Genomic DNA, 18,869 nt, shown 5'->3' with positions numbered 1-18,869 from the left:
GGGCTGGGCAGGGCGCTCACCCAGGCGTTGTCCCAGGCGGCCGGGGTGCCGCTGGTCGTCGAGGCCGTGGCCAAGGGGCACCGGCACCGGGCGATCGTCGCCACCGGTTGGCCGGTGACCAGGTGGCTCAGGAGGCTCCGGCCCGACCCCCTGAGAAGGCTGCACGTCGGCGGCATGGCGCCGAAGGGCGGGCAGCTCGAAGGGCCGGGCCGGGAGCTCGTGGGCCGTACCTCGGTGCCGGCGGCGTCGGCCGTACAGCGGGCTCAGGTCGAGACGGCCATCAGGGACGTCGGCGAGGCGGCCGCGTCGGGGCTGCCCGGCCCGTGGGCGGCGGCGGTGCGGCACGCGGCCCGCTCGCGTTCCCAGGAACTGGCGGACGCGGTGGACAGGGCGGTCGCCACGACGTCCGCCGGCGCGACCAGGCGGCCCCGGTGGTGGCGGGCGGTGAACGGGCTGCAGTGGCTGGTGTTCGCGACCATGGCGGCCGGCGCGTTGTGGCTGGGCGTGCTGTTCGCGATGGACTACCTGCGCCTGCCGCAGCCGCCGCTCCCGACCGCCGGCGTGGTGCCGTGGCCGACGGTGCTGCTGGTGGGAGGCGCGCTCGCGGGTGTGCTGATCGCGCTGCTGGCCCGGCTGGCGGCGTGGGCGGGCGGCCGGCGCAGAGCCCGGCGTACGTCCCGGGCCCTGCGCGCGGCCATCGGCCGGGTCGGCAAGGACCTCGTGCTGAACCCGGTGGAGGCCGAACTGGACCGGTACGCCCGCTTTACCGAGGCGCTCGAACTGGCCCGATCCTGACCGCTGCCCGGCTACCCGAGCATCGCCGTCACGTACCTGGCCGTCGTCTGTTCAGGGCAGGCGCCCGCAGGGGCCGTCGGTACGGACGCCTTCGTCATGGCCGGTCTCCTGCCGGCCATCGCCGCCGACCTCGACGTGGGCATCCCCGCAGCCGGGCAGTTGGTGACGGTGTTCGCGCTGACGCTCGCGGTCGCAGCGCCGGCGTCGAGCTGGCTTCCGATCGCCCTGCTCGGCCTTCCCGCGGCCGTCCTGGCGCTGCTCGCCACCATGGTCACCTTCGCCCAAGGGCGAGCCGACGGCCAGGCGGAGATCTCGTCCGGCGAACACCCGATGGCCGACCACGTGCCGGCTTCGGCAAGGGCACGTCCGTAACCGAACGACGGGTGCGACGGTCGCGGACCCGCGTACTAACGTCCGGTGCTGTCGCGCTTGTCGAGCGAGCCGGAGATCGTACGGAGCTCCGCCAGGAGCGGGCGCAGGAGGGGATGGGAGTCGGCGCCACGGCGTACGGCGGCGAAGACGCGGCGCTCCGGCCCCGGCGTGTGGCGGACGACGACCCCGCGCAGCGCCATGTCGCGCAGCGCCAGCCGCGGCACGAGCGCCACTCCCGCACCCGCGCCCACCAGGGCGACGACGGCGCGGAAGTCGTCGGAGCAGTGGGCGAGGTCCGGCGTGAAGCCCGCCTGCCGGCAGGCGAACGTGATCACATCGTGCACCGGATTGCCCGGATAAGGACCGATCCACGTCTCGGAAGCCAGCGACTCCAGCGTGGCCGACTGCGCCAGGGGATGGTCGCGGGGGAGGACCAGGTCGAACTGCTCGGCGTACAGCGGCAGGCGGGACAACCGGCGGTCGGAGGCGTCGGGCGCGTCCCGGTACTCCACCGCGATCGCCAGGTCCGCCTCGCCGTCGAGCAGCATGGCCAGGCTCTGGTCGCCCTCGGCGTCTCGTACGCGTACGCGCAGGCCCGGTGCGGAGACGCGCAGGGTCGTTATCGAGGGGGCGAGCACGGCGCTGATCGCGGTGGCGAAGCACGCCACGGTGGCCTCGCCCGCCTCGCCCGTGGTGTACGCCGCCACCTCGGCCTCGGCACGTTCGAGCTGGGCGAGGACCTCGTTGGCGTGGGCCAGCATGATCTTGCCGACGGCGGTCAGGTGCACGCCGCGCCCGTCGCGCGTGAGCAGGCGGTGGCCCACCTCGTGCTCCAGGGCGGCGAGCTGCTGCGACACGGCCGAGGGCGTGAGGTGCAGCGCCGCCGCCGCGGCGGTGACCGTGCCGTGGTCGGCCACCGCGCGCAACGTACGCAGCCGCCGCGTGTCTATCACGCAGCGAGAATACTGACCCGCCCGGCCCTGTCACACGGCAAGGTGTCCAGGCGGACCGGCCGTGGCTCAGGCGCGGGCCTGGGTGAAGGCGTCGATCGCGCGGTCGACGTCCGCCTCCGAGTGCGCGGCCGACAGCTGGACGCGGATTCTGGCCTGGCCGTGCGGTACGACGGGGTAGGAGAAGCCGATCACGTAGATGCCGAGGTCGAGCAGGCGCTCGGCCAGGGCGCCCGCCTCGGCGGCGTCGCCGATCATGACGGGGACGATCGGGTGGTCGCCGGGCAGGATGTCGAACCCGGCCCTGGTCATGCCGTTGCGGAACCGGGCGGTGTTGGCGCGCAGCCGCTCGCGGGCGTCGCTGGTGGTCTCCAGCAGGTCGAGGATGCGCAGCGAGGCGGAGGCGATGACGGGTGCGAGCGAGTTGGAGAACAGGTAGGGGCGCGAGCGCTGGCGCAGCAGCTCGCAGATCTCCTTGCGGGCCGAGACGTAGCCGCCGCTGGCGCCGCCGAGCGCCTTGCCCAGCGTGCCGGTGATGATGTCGATCCGGTCGGTGACGCCGTGCAGTTCGGGGGTGCCGCGCCCGGTCGGCCCGACGAAGCCCACGGCGTGCGAGTCGTCGACCATCACCATGGCGTCGTACCGGTCGGCCAGGTCGCAGATCTCACGCAACGGCGCCAGATATCCGTCCATGGAGAACACGCCGTCGGTCACGATCAACCGCCGCCGCGCCTCCGACGCCTCCTTCAACCTGGCCTCCAGCTCGGCCATGTCGCGGTTGGCGTACCGGTGGCGCTTGGCCTTGGAAAGCCGGATGCCGTCGATGATGCTGGCGTGGTTGAGCGCGTCGGAGATCACCGCGTCCTGGCCGTCGAGCAGCGTCTCGAAGACGCCGCCGTTCGCGTCGAAGCAGGAACTGTAGAGGACGGTGTCCTCCATGCCGAGGAAGTCGGACAGGCGGGATTCGAGCTCTTTGTGCACTTCCTGGGTGCCGCAGATGAAGCGTACGGACGCCATGCCGAAGCCCCACCGGTCGAGCGCGTCCTTGGCGGCCTCGACCACCGCGGGGTGGTCGGCGAGGCCCAGGTAGTTGTTGGCGCAGAAGTTCAGCACCTCGCGGCCGGCCACGCTCACCTGGGAGCTCTGCGGGGTGCTGATCACTCGCTCGGGCTTCGACAGCCCGGCCTCGGTGATCTCGTCGAGCGTCGTACGCAGTTGCTCGCGCACGTTCGTGAACATCAGGCGCTCCTGTCGGTGGTCGTGGCCGCTTCGGCGGGCGTGGCGCTCCAGTCGAGGATGACCTTGCCGGTACGGCCGCTGGCAGCCGTGTCGAAGGCGGCGTCGAAGTCGTGGTAGGGGAAGCGGTCGGTGATCACAGGGGAGAGGTCGAGGCCCTTCTCCATCAGCACGGACATGTTGTACCAGGTCTCGTACATCTCGCGGCCGTAGACCCCCTTGATCGTGATCATGGAGGTCACGACGGTGGCCCAGTCGACGGCGAACTCCTCGGCGGGCAACCCCAGCATGGCGATCCTCCCGCCGTGGGTCATGTTGGCGATCATGTCGCGCAGCGCCGCCGGGTTGCCGGACATCTCCAGCCCCACGTCGAAGCCCTCGCGCAGGTGGAGCCGGTGCATGCCCTCGGTGATCGGGGACGTGGAGACGTTGAGCGCGAGCGAGACGCCGAGCTTGCGGGCCAGGTCGAGCCGCTCCTCGCTGACGTCGGTGATCACCACGTGGCGCGCGCCGACGTGCGTGGCGACCGCCGCCGCCATGAGCCCGATCGGGCCCGCGCCGGTGATCAGCACGTCCTCGCCGACCAGGGGGAAGGAGAGCGCGGTGTGTACGGCGTTGCCGAACGGGTCGAAGATGGCGGCCACGTCGGGGTGGATGGGGACGCGGTGCACCCAGACGTTGGAGGCGGGCAGGGTGACGTACTCGGCGAACGCGCCGTCCCTGTGGACGCCCAGCCCGATCGTGTTGCGGCACAGGTGCCTGCGGCCGGCCATGCAGTTGCGGCACTTGCCGCAGACGAGGTGTCCTTCGCCGCTGACGAGGTCGCCGGGGGAGATGTCCTCGACGTCGGGCGCCACCTCGACCACGTGACCGGAGAACTCATGACCCACGATCAGCGGAGGCTTCAGAATATGCCGCGCCCAATCATCATATTTCCGGATATGCAGGTCGGTGCCGCAGATCCCGGTCCGCAGCACCCGGATCTTCACCTCGCCGGGCCCCACCTCCGGCTCCGGCACGTCCATCAGCGCGAGGCCGGGTTCGTCCCGCTCCTTGACCAGCGCCTTCATTCGCGTCCCCCAACGTCGGACCATCAGTAACGCACTGTGCCCGTTCCCCTCCGAGCGTGTCCATCGAAGGTTTCTTAAGTGCCCCCACAGCACAGCTTCACGCCGCCGCCCGGCAGTCGACGCCCTGTACTATTTCGACGCCTTCGAAAGGGAACCTTCGTGAACGACCTGCGTATCGGCGTCATCGGGCTCGGCCTGCGCACGAGCCTCGCCCTGGCGGCGCACCGCCCCGGCGAGGGCTCGGTGGTGGCCGCGTTGTGCGACTCCGACCCGGCGGTGCTCAAGAGGCAGGCCGGCCGCTTCGAGGCGGACCTGCTGACCGAGCACCACCGCGAGCTGCTCGGCAGGGACGACCTCGACGCCGTCGTCGTGATGACCCCCGACGACACCCACGAGCGGATCGCCATCGACTGCCTGGAGGCGGGCAAGGCCGTCTACCTCGAAAAGCCGCTGGCCATCACCGTGGAGAGCGCCGACCGCATCCTGCGCGCCGCCAGGCGCACCGGCACCCGCCTGTACGTCGGCCACAACATGCGCCACATGGGCGTGGTCCGCCTGATGCGCGACATCATCCGCAAGGGCGTCATCGGCGAGCCGAAGACCGTCTGGGTGCGCCACTTCGTCTCCTACGGCGGCGACTACTACTTCAAGGACTGGCACGCCGACCGCGCCAGGACCACCGGGCTGCTGCTGCAGAAGGCGGCGCACGACCTCGACGTGATCCACTGGCTGGCGGGCGGCTACACCACCAGGGTCAACGCGTTCGGCGACCTGATGCTCTACGGCGATCTGCCGCGGCGCGATCCCGGCACGCCACGGCCGGACGGCTGGCTCCAGGACTACACCTGGCCACCGTCCGGGCATCGGGACCTGCATCACGTCGTGGACGTCGAGGACGTCTCCGTGATGAACATGCGCCTCGACAACGGCGTCATCGCCGCCTACCAGCAGTGCCACTTCACACCCGACTACGTTCGCAACTACACGGTCATCGGCACCGAGGGCCGCCTGGAGAACTTCGGCGACGGCCCTGGCGACACGGTCAAGGTGTGGAACACGGGGCCCACGGGCTACCGGGACGACGCCGACATCACGTACAAGGTGCCCGCCGCTCACGGCTCGCACGGCGGCGCGGACCCCGAGATCGTGACGGAGTTCCTCAGGTTCGTCAGGGATGGCGGCGTGACGGACACCTCGCCGGTGGCGGCGCGGATGAGCGTGGCGGCCGGTTACATGGCGACGATGTCGCTGCGCAACGGCGGCATGCCGTACGACGTGCCGGATCTCGACCCCGGGTTGGCCGCGTACTTCGACCGGGGGCAGGTGGAACCGGGGCCTGCGGGCGGACAGTAGATATATGTGGATATACGCACCCGGATCCGGGATGGAGACAGGGCGGCTTTCGGTGAGCTCTTCGACGAGTGCTCCAAGGCCGTGTACAACCATGCCTTCCGCCTGACCGCCAACTGGTCCACGGCCGAGGACGTGACGGCGCTGACGTTCCTCGAAGCCTGGCGGTTACGCGGCCGCATCGACCCCGACGGCGGCTCCCTGCGGCCGTGGCTCCTCGGCATCGCCACCAACGTGACCCGCAACATGCGCAGGGCCGCCCGCAGGCACGACGACGCGCTGGCCAGGCTGCCCAGAGGCGAGGCGGTGCCCGACTTCGCCGACGAGGTGGTGGGCCGGATCGAGGACACGGAAAGGCTGGCCGCGGTGCGTGCGGCATACGGCCGGCTGCGCCGCCGGGAGCAGGACGTGTTCGCGTTGTGCGTCTGGGCGGGCCTCGACCACGCCCAGGCGGCCGAGGCGCTGGGCGTCCCGGTCGGAACGGTGAAGTCGAGGCTGTCACGGGCGCGCGGGAAACTCGCCGCCGCGGTGGAACCCCCGCCGCCGGATCGACAGGTAACAGGTGACCGTGGCCCTCGTCAGACGTGGGAGACCCGATGAACTGGCCGACCGAACGTGAACTTCCCGAGGGCCGTCACCGACTGCTCAAGGAGTTCGTCATGACCGAGATCGACAAGCGGCCCGCGAAGCGGCGGGCCCCGCGCCTCGCCGTGCTGGCACCCGTCCTGGGCCTCGCGGTCGCCGCCGCGGTGGCCGTGCCGCTGGTCTTCGGCGGAACCCCCGCGTACGCGGTGGAGAAGCGCCCCGACGGCCTCATCGACATCACCGTCAACGAGGTCCAGGACCCCGAGCAGCTCCAGGAGGACCTGCGGGCCGCGGGGGCCGAGGTAGTGGTGAACTACATCCCCATGGGCAAGAAGTGCAGCCCGCAACCCCGCAGCAGCCACTTCCTGGGCACGGAGGAAGGACGGCTCGCGGTGTTCCCGTCGCCCGAGCCTGGGCGGTTCACCATCGATCCGCGCGTGATCGGTGAGGGACAGACGGGGGTGCTGGAGTTCAGCGTCTCCGAGAACAACGGCGGTGTCATCGCGGGGATCTGGGCCCGCGTGGGCCAGAACCCCATCGCCGAGTGCGAACTCGTGGACACGACGGACGCGCCTCTGTCGCACTGATCTGCGAGGACTCCGGCGCCCGCCACACGAATGCTTCGTCATGCGTTGGCCGAGATCTCGGAGTGGCTGCGCACCAAGATGGGTGACGACATCGCCCCGGTCAACCGCGACATCGTCATCGCCGACGCGGCGGTCAAGCTGGCCTGCCGGGCCCGTGACGCTCATCGGGAGACCCAGGTGGCCGCCATCTTCGAGATCGCCTCCTGAGCCGGGGCGGCCGGCCTCCTGCTCCTCAACCGACCTGCCGGCCGCCCCGGAAACGCTCTGTGAGGCTCAGCGCTCGGCCTCGGTGGGCTTCCTGTCCAGGTCAGGGAACGCGGCAGGCTCCTGGACGCCCTTGGTGAGCTGGCGCGGCCCCTTCGGGCTCTCGGCCTCCTGCGCGTCGGCCACGGCCTCGGCCGCCGCCTCCGCGGCCTTGGCGGCCTCCTCCTCGGCGGCCGAGCTCTCCGGCATGTCCTCGCGGGTGGCCGCCGATGGCGGCAGCGCCTCCGTGAATGCCTTCGACACTCCCTGCAGCGCCGAGGTGACCTCGCTCGGAATCACCCAGAACGTGTTGCCGTCGCCCTGCGCGAGCTGCGGCAGCACCTGGAGGTACTGGTAGGCGAGCAGCTTGGGGTCGGGGTCGTTGCGGTGGACGGCCTGGAAGACCTGGTCGATGGCCCGTGACTGGCCCTCGGCCTCCAGGATGGCGGCTGCCCGCTGGCCCTCGGCGCGCAGGACGCGGCTCTGCTTCTCACCTTCGGCGGTGAGGATCTGCGACTGCCGCTGACCTTCGGCGTTGAGGATGGCGGCGCGCTTGTCGCGCTCGGCCCGCATCTGCTTCTCCATCGCGTCCTTGATGGTCTTCGGCGGGTCGATGGCCTTGATCTCGACGCGGTTGACGCGCAGCCCCCACTTGCCGGTGGCCTCGTCGAGCACGCCGCGCAACTGGCTGTTGATGGTGTCGCGGGAGGTCAGGGTCTTCTCCAGGTCCATGGAGCCGACGACGTTACGCAGCGTCGTCACGGTGAGCTGCTCGACGGCCTGGATGTAGTTGGCGATCTCGTACGCCGCCGCGCGCGGGTCGGTGACCTGGAAGTAGAGCACGGTGTCGATCTCGACGACCAGGTTGTCCTCGGTGATGACGGGCTGGGGACGGAAGGAGACGACCTGCTCACGTAGGTCGATCATGGGGTAGACGCGGTCGATGTAGGGGATGACGAAGTTGAGTCCGGGCTTGAGCGTGCGGTGGTAGCGGCCGAGCCGCTCCACGTTGCGCGCCCGCGCCTGCGGGATGATCCGCACTGCTTTGAGTACGGTGAACACCGCGAAAAGTATGAGGAAGATTCCGACCAGCAAGAGCGGATCCATAAGTCACTCCCGGGGATAGACGAGGGCTGTCGCCCCTTCGATCTCTATGATGTCGACGGTCGCCCCCGTGGGGATCACCAGGCTTTCGTCGTACGCGCGCGCTGACCACTCCTCACCCCCGATGCGCACGCGGCCGTCGTGGCCCGTCACCTCCGAGATCACGTAGGCGGGCTTGCCGACGAGTGCTTCCACCCCGAAGCGTGGCAGCGGCGGCTGCTTCATGTGGCGCATCGCGATGGGCCGAAGCACCAGCAGACCGGCGGCGGACGAGGCGGCGAAGAACATTAACTGCAGGGGAACGGGCAAGCCCAGCGCCGCGGTGGCGGCGGTGAGGAGAGCGGCCGCGCCCAGAAGCCCGAGCGAGGCCGTAAGGGTGAATATTTCGGCCACGCCGAGGACGACAGCGAGGATTACCCAGATGATCCATTCATCCATGTCCGGCCCTCCTACTAGGACAACGGGCCTGCACCGGCGGGTTGTTCCCCTTGCTCTAAGGTAGTCCTGGATTCACCCTTACGGCACCCATGTGTCTGCCGCGCGTTTTTTGGGACGGGCGCTTCCCTGCCGCCATTTCTCCCACGGGAGCTGCCAGAAACCCCACCCGTTGTCCCATTCGAGGGTGCGGTTGGTGCCGGTGATGACGACAGGATCGCCGCGCAGCGTGGTGGTGTAGAACCACTCGGCTTGGTCCGGCCGGGAATTGATGCAACCGTGACTGACGTTTTGCCGGCCCTGGGCCCAGAGGTTGTCCTTGGCGTGCACGTATTCGCCGCTGTCGGAAATGCGTACGGCATGCTCGATCATCATGTCGTAAAAGCCGGGGTCGCCCTCGCTGCGGCCCGGTGAGACCATGCGGACCGGATGGCCTTTGTCCATGGTCAGGTGGATGCCGCTGGTCGTGGTGTATTCGGGGGTGGTGGCCATGCCCGCGCTGATGGCCATGCGCTGCACGATCCGGTCGTCGCGGCGCACGACCATCTGGTGGGTCCTGGCGTCGATCGTGCTGGTCTGGGAGCGGCCCACGGTGAAGACGAACGTCGAGTCGACGGCTCCGACGAGGCCGCTCGCGGCGCGCACCCCCGCCAGGTGCGCCGTGACGGTGACCTGCTGGCGGGGCGCCCAAAATTCCCTGGGCCGGTAGACCACCCGCGTGTCGCTGGTCCACCGCCACGCGCCTTCGGCCGGATGCTCGGCCGTGACCTCGAGGGCGCGTTCGACGGCCGCCCGGTCCTCGACGGGCGTGTCAAAGTCGATGATGATCGGCATGCCGGTGCCGACCGTCTCGCCGGGCAGCGGGGCGGTGGCGGCCACCTGGAACGTACGCCGGGCCGCGCGGGTGCGGATGCGGCCGAGCGTCACCGTCGCGGGACCGCCGGCGACCGTGGCTGTGGCGCTCACCGTGTATTCGGCCGCGGGCTTGAGCGCCCAGTCGGAGCGCCACACCGAGCGCGACCGGTCGAGCGCGCCCGGCACGGGCTCGCCGCGTTCGCGGACCGTGACCTGGGCGAGCGTGCCCCCCTGCGCCTTGATCACCAGGCCGCGGTCGGTGCGGGCGCGCTTGGCGTCGAAGGGCGGCCACACGCGCACGACGGGGGCGGCGGGCGAGGTCTCGGCCGGGAACGACGCGCAGCCGCAGACCAGGAGGAAGGCGACAACGATCACCACGGCACGCCGCATGTCACTCCTGCTTTCCGAGGGATGGAGGGGGATCCCTAGAGTAGCGGTGTGTCAGCATGCAAGCACGCGGAGTGACTTATCGGACGGTTCCGGAAACCTCCCCCAACGTCAGGTCGCCGGCCGTCGCGCGGATGGTCACGGTGTCGCCGTCCTGAAGGAATGTGCGCGTCTCGCCGCTGGTCAGCTTGATCGGGTCGGTGCCGTTCCAGGTCAGCTCGACGAGCGAGCCCTGCTCCCCGCGTTCGGGCCCCGAGATTGTGCCGCTGGCGAACAGGTCCCCGGTGCGCAGTGAGGCGCCGTTCACCGTCATGTGCGCGAGCATCTGGTCGGGCGTCCAGTACATCGCCGCGTACGGCGGCCGCGACACGATCTCGCCGTTGATCAGGATCTCCAGCGCGATGTCCAGCCCCCAGTCGCCCTGCCTGCGCAGGTAGGCGGCGGGCTCGGGGTCCTGGGCGCGGCCGGGGATCCTGGGCAGCGCCTCCAGCGGGGTGACCCAAGGCGAGACCGACGTGGCGAACGACTTGCCCAGGAACGGCCCGAGCGGCACGTACTCCCAGGCCTGGATGTCGCGCGCGCTCCAGTCGTTGACCAGCGTCACTCCGAACACGTGGTCCTCGAACGCCCCCGCGGGCGAGCCGAGCTCGGTCGGCACGCCCACCACGAACCCCAGCTCCGCCTCGATGTCGAGCTTCCTGGACGGCCCGAACGCGCCCGCGCCGAGCTGGCCGTGCGGGCGCCTGACCGGCGTGCCCGACACGACGACGGTGCCCGACCTGCCGTGGTAGCCGACCGGCAGGTGCCGCCAGTTGGGCTTCAGCGGCTCGTCGCCGGGGCGCAGGATCTTGCCGAGGTTGCTCGCGTGGTCGATCGAGGCGTAGAAGTCGACGTAGTCGGCCACCTCGAACGGCAGGTGCAGCCGCACCTGCTCCAGCGGGATCAGGTGCGCCTCCGTCACCGAGACGTCGCCGGTCAGCTTGTTCTGGATCAGCGTCCTGGTGTCGTGCCAGGCCGTACGGCCCCTCGCCATGAACGGGTTGAGCGTGGGAGCGGCGAACACCTCGTCGTGCAGCGCCGGAGCCAGGTCGAGCACCTTGTCGCCGTACCGTACGCCGACCCTGGGCGCCTGTCCCGGGCAGGAGAAGACCCCGTAGGGCAGGTTGCCGATTCCCCAGCTCATGCGTTCACCTCCAGGAGTCCGAGTGCGCGCAGGTCCTCGACGGGTGTGCCGGTGCTGCACGAGCCGTAGCTGACCAGCAGTTCGCGGGCGCGCTTCGCGGTGTCCCCGGTGACGGAGCCCGCCAGGCGTACGAGCTGGCCGACGTCGGTGGTGCGCAGCGCGGGCGCGGGGTCGCGGCCCTCCACGGTCTCGCAGACCGCCACCAGCAGGTTGAGGAATCCGTGCCGGTCGACGCCGAGCGAGGGGTCGAAGTGGCGTACGGCGTGGTGCAGCCCGGCCGTGGCCTTGAACGGGATGCCGCGCTCCACGCACGACCTGATGAACGCCGCGAGGTGGTCGGCCGCCGGGAAGTCCTCGGGGGACGCGCCGCCGCAGCGTACCTTCAGGCCCACCCCGGCGGGCGGCTCGAAGGTCACCTTGCGCGGCGGTACCTCGACGAACAGCCGCACTCCCGGCGGCAGGGACAGCTGGGCCGCCACCACGCCGACCGGGGTGTCGGCGGGCCCGCGGACCTCGACGATGTCCACGGGCAGGTCGTCGAAGGCGGGCAGTTCGTCGGTGTCGGCGATGAGGCCGATCCGCCGCGGGCGGAACTCCATGGCGCGCAGCCGGTCGAGCCGGCTGGCCGGGCAGAGGAACCGGTGGGTGAGGACCGGGCTGCCGCTCTCCAGGTCGCGCCGGTGGCGGGACAGGGCCTCGTCCATGTGCAGCGACGTCGGCGGGAACAGGCCCGCGTCGTCGATCAGTGCGGTGTAGATGCTCATCGTGCCCACGTCCAGGCGTAGGCGGGATCTTCGCAGGACAGCGCGGCCGGACCGAGGTCCAGCGGGCGGAACGTGTCGACCATCACGGCCATCTCGCTCGTCGTCGTGACGCCGCGCCCGACCGCCTCGATCACCGCCTCGACGGCGCCGGGCTGGGGCCCGTGCGTGAATCCGGCGGGATGCAGGGAGACCGAGCCGACGTCGATGCCGGACCCCTTGCGCGCGGAGTAGTCGCCGCCCGCGTAGAACATGAACTCGTCGGAGTCGACGTTGTGGTGGTTGTACGGGATAGGGACGGCTTCGGGGTGGTAGTCGAGCGGCCGCGGGCAGAACGAGCACACCACGAACCCCGGCCCCTCGAACGTCTGGTGCACCGGCGGCGGCGCGTGCGTCTTCTTCACGATCGGCTCGAAGTCGTTGATGTTGAACGCGAACGGATAGAGGCAGCCGTCCCAGCCGACCACGTCGAACGGGTGGTTGCGGTAGACCAGCCTGGTCAGCCCGCCGCGCGTGCGTACGAGCACCGGCACCTCCTCGCCCTCCACGACGAACGGCTCGGCGGGCGCCCGCAGGTCGCGCTCGCAGTAGGGCGCGTGCTCCAGGAACTGCCCGTGCTGCGACAGGTAGCGCTTGGGCGGCCTGATGTGCCCGCCCGCCTCGATGACCAGCACGCTGACCTGGCCGTCGGGGACCCAGCGGTGGATGGTGCCGGTCGGGATGACGACGTAGTCGCCCTCGCCGGCCTCGATGACGCCGTACGCCGACTCGAAGCGCACGGTGCCGCGCTGGACGTAGACGCACTCGTCGCCCATGGAGTCGCGGTAGAGCTCGCTGGGCCGGTCGCTGACGGCGTACGACAGCCGGACGTCGCCGTTGCCGGCCAGCAGCATGCGGCCCGTGACGAGGTCGCCCGCGCTGGACAGCTCCTGCGTGCGGAAGTGGCGGGGCGAGAGGGGCAGGTTGGCCTCGAGACGTGCGCCGACCGTGGGGGTGACCGCCTCGGCCTTGACGATCGCGGTGGGAAGGTGGCGGTGGTAGAGCAGGGAGGAGTCGGACGAGAAGCCCTCCTCGCCCATGAGCTCCTCCGCGTAGAGACCGCCGTCCGGCCGCCTGAACTGCACGTGCCGCTTGCGCGGCACCTCCCCCACGACACGGTAGTACGGCATCTGCCCCTCCATAGTGTCCGTTAAGCGGACGGCAGTGTCCTTTATACGTGACTACCGTCCGCTATCGGTCTGGAGATGTCAACCCAGGGCCGCGGCCAGCTCGGCCGCCGCCGCCACCACCCGCGGCCCCGTGGACTCCTCCAGCGGCCCGAACGTCACGACCCCCACCGAAGCCTCAAGCCAGGGCAGCCCGGTGACAGGCGCGGCGACACCCCGCGCACCCTCCTGCAACTGCCCCTCCGTGACGAAATAGTCGTCGCGGCCCTCGCGCAGCCCCAGGATCGCCCGCCCCGCCGCGCCTTTGGCCAGCGGATGGCGTGAGCCCTCGCGGTAGGCCACGTGCATGTCGGTCCACGACGGCTCCACCACCGCCACGGCCAGCCCGTCGTCGCCCTCCGCCACGGTCAGGTGCGCGGTCGCGCCCACCTGCTCGGCCAGCCGCCGCAGCGTCGGCATCGCCGTCGCCCGCAGCAGCGGCTGCACGGCCTGGGCCAGCACCAGCACCCCGAACCCCAGGTGCACCCGTCCGTCGGCGTCCCTGCGTACGAACCCCTCGTTCATCAACGTCGTCAGCAGCCGGTAGACCACGGGACGGCTCAACGACAGCTCGGTGCTCAGCTCGGTCGGCGTGCGGCCGTCCTTGCCGTCGGCGAGCAGGCGGAGCAGGCGCAGCCCGCGTTCCAGGGTCTGAGCGGATTCAGCGGCCATGCGACCGATTATCGAGCCCCTCGCGGAGTGAGCCCATGAACCCGCGCGGGTACGTACGCCGGGGGAAGAGCATGGGGGTGGGGATGCGGCACAGGCGGCTGCTGCTGATCGCCGGACTGATCATGTGCGCCTCGGCCTTCGGAGCGTCGCCCCCGGCCGAGCCCGTGGCGACCGTGTCGAGCGGGATCCCCGCGGGTGCGGCGGGGGAGGGCCTGGTCGAGGACACCTTCCACGTCACCGAGGGCATCGAGGTGCGCCGGCGTCTGCTGCCCACCGCCGAGGGCGTCACCTTCCGCCCCGCCGACCTTGCTCCCGGGCTCCGCGTGGACGGGAGCGGCCTGCTGCACGGCACGCCGCGACGCTCCGGCACGTACGTCGCCCCCGTGGGGATCTGCTCGGGCGGGTCGTGCCAGGAGCGGGAGCTGACCATCGTGGTGCTCGGCTACGTGCCGTGGGAGCCGCGCGAGCTGACCTTCCCCGGCCGGGTGGGCGTCCCGCTCGACGGCGGGATCGGCGTCGAGGGCGGCCCGGCCGGCGTGCTCCCGACGTTCACGGTGACCGACCAGGCGGCGGTGCCGGCGGGCGTGAGCATCGGGCCCGACGGTCACGTGGGCGGTGTCCCCGCGGCTCCGGGCGTCTCCGAGGTCCCGGTGCGGATCTGCGTGGCGGGCAACTGCGCCGGCGTGGTGGTACGGATCATCGTCGGCTGAGTCTTGCGGGCGCCTGCCTTTTGAGGTCACCTGGTGTCATGAAATCGGTCATTGTGGTCGGAGCAGGCATATGGGGGTCATCGCTCGCGCTGCGGCTGGCCGATACCGGCTGGCAGGTGACGCTCGTCGAGCAGCACAGGCCGGGCCACGTCCGGCAGTCCAGCGCCGGGGAGACCCGGCTTTTGCGCTGCTCGCACGGCGACGACGACTGGTATACCCGGCTCGCCTGGCAGGCGAGGGACGGCTGGCGCAGGCTGGAGGAGCGGGCCGGCGAGGAGCTGTACCACGAGGCGGGCATGGTGTGGTTCGCCAGGACGCCGGACGGGTGGGAGCACAAGAGCGCCCAGGTCCTGAAAAATCTGGACATACCGTGTGAGGTGCTGGACCCGTCCGACGGCGGCCGGTTCTTCCCCGGCCTGCGCACCGACGACCTGCGCTTCCTGCTCTGGGAGCCGCACGCCGGCGTGGTCAGGGCCAGGCGGGCGACCCAGGTGACCGCCGCCCTGGCGGTGGCGTCCGGAGCCCGGCTGGTCAGGGCGCGGGCACTACCCGTGTCGGGAGACACGGCGGGAGACACGGCGGGCGGCGCTGTGGGCGGCGCTGTGGGCGGCGCTGTGGGCGGCGCGGCGCCGTACGCGAGCGCCGTCGAGATCGACGGTGAGGTGCGGCACGCCGACCGGGTGGTGTGGGCGTGCGGCGCGTGGTTGCCCGCGCTCTTCGACGACGTGCCGATCGCCGTGACGAAGCAGGACACGCTGCACTTCGCGGCGCCGTCCGCGTGGTCCGTGCCCGAGACGCCGGCCTGGGTGGACCACGGGGCCTCCGCCTACGGGCACGGCGACGTGGACGGGGTGGGGATGAAAGCCACCTCCGACGTCGAAGGGGAGCCGTACGAGCCCGAACACGGCTCGCGGGAGGTGGACGCGGTCGCCGTCGAGCGGGCGCGCGCCTACCTGCGGCGCAGGTTCCCCTCGCTGGAGCGCGCGCCGGTGCTGTTCAGCCAAGTGTGCCAGTACGCGCTCACCCCGGACGCGGAGTGGATCATCCACGAGGTGTCGCCGGGCGTGTGGCTGTTCGGAGGGGACTCGGGGCACGGGTTCAAGCACGGGCCCGCGCTGGCCGGCTACGTGGCGGGGCTGCTCGACGGCGACCACGCGCCCGAGCCGCGTTTCGGGCTGCACGAGCGGATCCCGTCGCGCGGGCTGAGGACCAGCGGACAGGTCCTGTAGGGCTGGCACCACCCGGCATTCGGGGGAGCGCGGGCATGAGCGCGGCAGGGCTCACGGAGGAGACCTCAGAGGTCACCACGTACGGACAGGAGCCCGCCGTGAGCGCCATCACCCACCAGCCCGCTTCCCCTCCCGCTCCGGTCACGGCGAGGCGGGCTCCAGCGGCGCCTTCGGCTCAGGGGCGCGCAGATTGCGCACCCCGGGGGAGAGCAGCGAGGCCAGCGTGGACAGCACGACGATGCCCGCGCATCCCAGCAACGCCGCCTCGATGCCGAACACGCTCGCCGCCGGCCCCGCCAGCAGCAGGCCGATCGGCCCGAACATCAGCGAGCCGAGCATGTCGTACGAGCTGACCCGCGACAGCGACTCGGCCGGGATCTCGCGCTGCATCGTGGTCATCCACAACACGCCGAACACGTCGAAGCAGACGCCGAGCACGAACGCCCCCGCCACGATGCTCCAGAGCGGGGCGTCGAGCCCGAGCAGCGCGGTCGGCAGCGCGCCCGGCAGGCAGAACAGCACGGCCACCAGGATCGGCCGCTTCGGCCGCAGCCGCAGCGACACCAGCACCCCGGCGATCGTCCCCACGGCCTCGCCCGCCAGGAACGACGACCACGCCGCGGGACCGCCCAGGCTCTCCTTCGCCAGCAGCGGCCCCAGCACCCCGTGCGAGGCCTGGATGGCCATGACCATCAGCGAGAACTGCGCGACCACCACCCAGATCCACTGCCGCGAGCTGAACTCCCGCCACCCGTCACGCAGGTCGGTCAGCACCGAATGGCGCTCACCTCCCGGCCGCTCGCCCGGTTTCATGCGCAGCAGCGCCACCATCACGCCCGCCACCGCGAACATCGCTCCGCTCACCGCCAGCGCCCAGCCGCCGCCGAACAGCACCACCGTGCCGCCGCCCAGCACGGCCCCCGCCACGCGGGAGACGTTCATGCCGAGGCCGAGCAGCGCGTTGCCGGTCTGCAGACGGTCCTCGGGCACCACCTCGGGGATGATGCCGGTCAGCGCGGGGAACGCCACCGCCGTCGCCACGCCGCTGAGGGCCGCCGCCGCGCTCAGCGCGGGCAGCGGTGTCCAGCCGGTGAGCATCATCACCGCCAGCGCGAAGAATCCCGCCGCCATCAGGAACTCGGCGGCCATCAGCACCCGATGCCGCGGCAGCCGGTCCGCGATCACGCCGCCGACCAGGGTGAACACGACCATCGGCAGCGCCTCGGCGGTCAACACGACCGACAGGGTGGAGGCGGTGGCGCCGGGCAGGTTGAGCACGCCGAACGCCAGGGCCACGGGCGCGAACGCGCTGCCCAGCATGGAGATCGTCCGCGCCGACAACAACAACGCGAACCTGCGATCCCGGAGCAGCCCGAGATCGCCTAGGTAACTGTGCACCGCGGCCCCCAGCAAAGGTCAAACTCCACCATTCTCCTGGGCCGTTGTGCCGTTGTCGCGCGAATATTTCTTGTCACGCCGGTGACAAGAGCGGCCTTCGGAATGTGCCGGTGGCGGGCAAGACTCGTGCCTGCCCGTCCCGTAATTTGCTAGGTCCCTGAAGTCGGCGAGGGGGTCGGGGCCATGCGGTACACGGGGATCGCCCGGGTGCTGCTGGTGCCGGCTCTCGTGGGGGCCGTACTCGCCGCGCCGCTGGGGCTGGAGCTGTTCGGGCGGATGACGGGCGGCGCCGAGGACCCGCGGTCCGGCTCGGCGACCGCCGCGCGCTGGAGCGAGGAGTGGTACGACGCTCACGACGTGGTGGTCCTCTACCGGCACCCGTCGGTCAAGGTGCGCGACCCCCGGTACAGGAAGGCGGTGCACGACTCGCTGCGGCGGCTGCCGGCGGAGCACGTGAGCGGGCTGGCCACGTACTGGACGACCGGGTCGGCGTCGATGGTGTCGGGCGACGGGCACGCGACGTACGCGCTGGTCACCCTCCGGGACGGCGACGAGCAGGAGCACTACGCGGCCGTCGCGGACCGGCTCAGGGACGTCGAGAACCTGTACGCCGGGGTCGGCGGGCCGGTGCCGCTGCTGGCCGAGCGCAACGCGCAGGCCGCCGCCGACCTGGCGCGCGCCGCGGCCGTCGCGGCGCCCGTGCTGCTCGCCCTGCTCGTCCTGGTGTCGGGGAGCCTGGTGGCCGCCGCGGTGCCGGTGCTCGCGGGACTGGCCGCCGTCGCCGGCACGATCGGGCTGCTGCGGCTGTTCACCGAGGTGGCCGAGGTCTCCATCACCACGCTGTACGCCGCCGCGGTGCTCGCGTTCGGGCTGGCCGCCGGGTACTCGGTGTTCGTGGTCAGGGCGGTCGACGCGCTCGACGATGAGGCGCCGGGCGAGCGGGTCACCGGCGCGTTCGGCGGTGAGGCGTCCCGTGAACGGGCCCTGGGCGGCGCCGGAGGCGTCGTGGCGTTGTCGGGGACGGCGCTGGCCGTGGCCCTGCTGGGGTTGCTGCTGTTCCCGGAGGCGTCCCTGAGCGTGCTCGGACCCGTGGCGGCGGCCGTGGCGCTCCTCGCCACCGGCGTCGCGCTGGTCGTGCCCGCCGCCCTGCTGGGCGTGCCGGGCCCGGGTGTGGCCGGGCTGCGCGTGGTCCCCGGGCTCCGGTGGCGGCCACGCCCGTTCCTGCCGCACCTCGTCGCGACGGTCGTCGTGCTCGCGGCGCTGACGGTGCCGTACGTACAGGTCGAGCTGGGCGGGGCGGGCCGTCGTGCGCTGCCCGCCGGGGCGGAGAGCCGCAGGGTCGCCGAGATCGTCGGGCGGGGCTTCCCTGGGAACCCGCTCGAAGCGGTCGACGTGCACATCCTCGTCGAGCGCTCCTTCGCCGGCACGGCCCGCAGACCCGGGCCGCTCGGCCAGGGACACACGCCGATCAGCGCCGTCACGCGCGTGACCGCCTCCGACGTACGCTCCTTCGCCGACCGTCTCGAACGGCTGCCGCACGTCACCGGGGTCACCGTGGCCGGGCTCTCCCAGGAGCACGGCGCGGTCCGCCTGTCCGTCCACCACGCGCTCGACCCCATGTCCGCCGCCGCCGGGGAACTCGTCGCCTCCATCAGGTCGGTGGATCCCGGGCCGAAGGTGCGCGAGGTGGTGGCCGGCGGCGCAGCGGCCGCGCGTACGGACCTGTTGGACGCCTCCACGAG

The 18,869-nt window shown here is 71.4% G+C and carries 19 protein-coding genes and 1 pseudogene; 9 read left to right on the top strand and 11 right to left on the bottom strand.

Going from position 1 to position 18,869, the window contains the following annotated elements; translation table 11 throughout:
- Positions 1 to 795: pseudogene (locus E1267_RS33805) on the top strand (ABC transporter); the annotation flags it as partial.
- A gap of 96 nt (positions 796 to 891) precedes the next feature.
- Entirely contained in the window at positions 892 to 1,167 is a 276-nt protein-coding gene (locus E1267_RS46825; RefSeq protein ID WP_132338696.1) for a hypothetical protein, read from the top strand.
- A 35-nt stretch (positions 1,168 to 1,202) separates the two neighbouring features.
- On the opposite strand, the gene E1267_RS33795 is transcribed toward E1267_RS46825, so the two are convergent.
- The 3 genes from E1267_RS33795 to tdh form a co-directional block, all read right to left on the bottom strand.
- Positions 1,203 to 2,120 carry a LysR family transcriptional regulator gene (locus E1267_RS33795; protein WP_132338694.1) on the bottom strand — a complete coding sequence of 306 codons (918 nt, stop codon included), beginning with the start codon at positions 2,118 to 2,120 and terminating at the stop codon, positions 1,203 to 1,205.
- Positions 2,121 to 2,186: 66 nt separating this feature from the next.
- Complete coding sequence (locus E1267_RS33790; RefSeq protein WP_132338692.1) at positions 2,187 to 3,356, bottom strand: glycine C-acetyltransferase; 1,170 nt, start codon at positions 3,354 to 3,356, stop codon at positions 2,187 to 2,189.
- Positions 3,356 to 4,423: an L-threonine 3-dehydrogenase gene (tdh, locus tag E1267_RS33785; protein ID WP_132338690.1), complete on the bottom strand. Its 1,068-nt coding sequence runs from the start codon at positions 4,421 to 4,423 to the stop codon at positions 3,356 to 3,358. The genes E1267_RS33790 and tdh overlap by 1 nt, the downstream gene beginning before the upstream one ends.
- A 159-nt stretch (positions 4,424 to 4,582) precedes the next feature.
- On the opposite strand from tdh, the gene E1267_RS33780 reads away from it, so the two are divergent.
- The 4 genes from E1267_RS33780 to E1267_RS44850 are packed head-to-tail and all read left to right on the top strand — an operon-like array spanning position 4,583 to position 7,152.
- Positions 4,583 to 5,776: a Gfo/Idh/MocA family protein gene (locus E1267_RS33780; RefSeq protein WP_132338688.1), complete on the top strand. Its 1,194-nt coding sequence runs from the start codon at positions 4,583 to 4,585 to the stop codon at positions 5,774 to 5,776.
- A gap of 6 nt (positions 5,777 to 5,782) precedes the next feature.
- The gene (locus E1267_RS33775; RefSeq protein ID WP_220449801.1) at positions 5,783 to 6,373 is read left to right on the top strand and encodes an RNA polymerase sigma factor; all 591 of its coding nucleotides are present in this window, start codon (positions 5,783 to 5,785) and stop codon (positions 6,371 to 6,373) included.
- Positions 6,370 to 6,945: a hypothetical protein gene (locus tag E1267_RS33770; protein ID WP_132338684.1), complete on the top strand. Its 576-nt coding sequence runs from the start codon at positions 6,370 to 6,372 to the stop codon at positions 6,943 to 6,945. The genes E1267_RS33775 and E1267_RS33770 overlap by 4 nt, the downstream gene beginning before the upstream one ends.
- 45 nt (positions 6,946 to 6,990) lie before the next feature.
- On the top strand, positions 6,991 to 7,152 hold the full coding sequence (locus E1267_RS44850) for a hypothetical protein (RefSeq protein ID WP_165959952.1): 162 nt from the start codon (positions 6,991 to 6,993) through the stop codon (positions 7,150 to 7,152).
- A 66-nt stretch (positions 7,153 to 7,218) separates the two neighbouring features.
- Here E1267_RS44850 and E1267_RS33765 read toward each other — a convergent pair whose 3' ends face one another.
- From E1267_RS33765 to E1267_RS33735, 7 genes are all read right to left on the bottom strand, one after another.
- On the bottom strand, positions 7,219 to 8,295 hold the full coding sequence (locus tag E1267_RS33765) for an SPFH domain-containing protein (protein ID WP_132338682.1): 1,077 nt from the start codon (positions 8,293 to 8,295) through the stop codon (positions 7,219 to 7,221).
- A 3-nt stretch (positions 8,296 to 8,298) separates the two neighbouring features.
- Positions 8,299 to 8,730 carry an NfeD family protein gene (locus E1267_RS33760; protein ID WP_132338680.1) on the bottom strand — a complete coding sequence of 144 codons (432 nt, stop codon included), beginning with the start codon at positions 8,728 to 8,730 and terminating at the stop codon, positions 8,299 to 8,301.
- A gap of 78 nt (positions 8,731 to 8,808) precedes the next feature.
- Entirely contained in the window at positions 8,809 to 9,972 is a 1,164-nt protein-coding gene (locus tag E1267_RS33755) for a L,D-transpeptidase (protein ID WP_132338678.1), read from the bottom strand.
- Between the two features lie 76 nt (positions 9,973 to 10,048).
- Positions 10,049 to 11,152 carry a fumarylacetoacetase gene (gene fahA, locus E1267_RS33750; RefSeq protein WP_132338676.1) on the bottom strand — a complete coding sequence of 368 codons (1,104 nt, stop codon included), beginning with the start codon at positions 11,150 to 11,152 and terminating at the stop codon, positions 10,049 to 10,051.
- Positions 11,149 to 11,916, bottom strand: a complete 768-nt coding sequence (locus E1267_RS33745; RefSeq protein ID WP_165959951.1) for a hypothetical protein — start codon at positions 11,914 to 11,916, stop codon at positions 11,149 to 11,151. The genes fahA and E1267_RS33745 overlap by 4 nt, the downstream gene beginning before the upstream one ends.
- Positions 11,913 to 13,082, bottom strand: a complete 1,170-nt coding sequence (locus tag E1267_RS33740) for a homogentisate 1,2-dioxygenase (protein ID WP_132338672.1) — start codon at positions 13,080 to 13,082, stop codon at positions 11,913 to 11,915. The genes E1267_RS33745 and E1267_RS33740 overlap by 4 nt, the downstream gene beginning before the upstream one ends.
- 78 nt (positions 13,083 to 13,160) lie before the next feature.
- On the bottom strand, positions 13,161 to 13,790 hold the full coding sequence (locus E1267_RS33735) for an IclR family transcriptional regulator (RefSeq protein ID WP_132338670.1): 630 nt from the start codon (positions 13,788 to 13,790) through the stop codon (positions 13,161 to 13,163).
- Positions 13,791 to 13,825: 35 nt separating this feature from the next.
- On the opposite strand from E1267_RS33735, the gene E1267_RS33730 reads away from it, so the two are divergent.
- A complete protein-coding gene (locus tag E1267_RS33730; RefSeq protein WP_132338668.1) occupies positions 13,826 to 14,500 on the top strand; it encodes a hypothetical protein in 675 nt (224 codons plus the stop codon).
- 38 nt (positions 14,501 to 14,538) lie between these two features.
- On the top strand, positions 14,539 to 15,729 hold the full coding sequence (locus tag E1267_RS33725) for an NAD(P)/FAD-dependent oxidoreductase (protein ID WP_132338666.1): 1,191 nt from the start codon (positions 14,539 to 14,541) through the stop codon (positions 15,727 to 15,729).
- 141 nt (positions 15,730 to 15,870) lie between these two features.
- Here the strand turns inward: E1267_RS33725 and E1267_RS33720 are convergent, their stop codons facing one another.
- The gene (locus E1267_RS33720; protein ID WP_132338664.1) at positions 15,871 to 17,127 is read right to left on the bottom strand and encodes an MFS transporter; all 1,257 of its coding nucleotides are present in this window, start codon (positions 17,125 to 17,127) and stop codon (positions 15,871 to 15,873) included.
- Positions 17,128 to 17,310: 183 nt separating this feature from the next.
- On the opposite strand from E1267_RS33720, the gene E1267_RS33715 reads away from it, so the two are divergent.
- Positions 17,311 to 18,869: MMPL family transporter (locus tag E1267_RS33715; protein WP_165959950.1), on the top strand; the 1,559-nt coding region annotated here is incomplete at its 3' end.

Source organism: Nonomuraea longispora (assembly GCF_004348345.1).
GTDB lineage: Bacteria > Actinomycetota > Actinomycetes > Streptosporangiales > Streptosporangiaceae > Nonomuraea > Nonomuraea longispora.
Note: the sequence above shows the minus strand (reverse complement) of the source record. Positions and strands in the feature narration are given on the sequence as shown.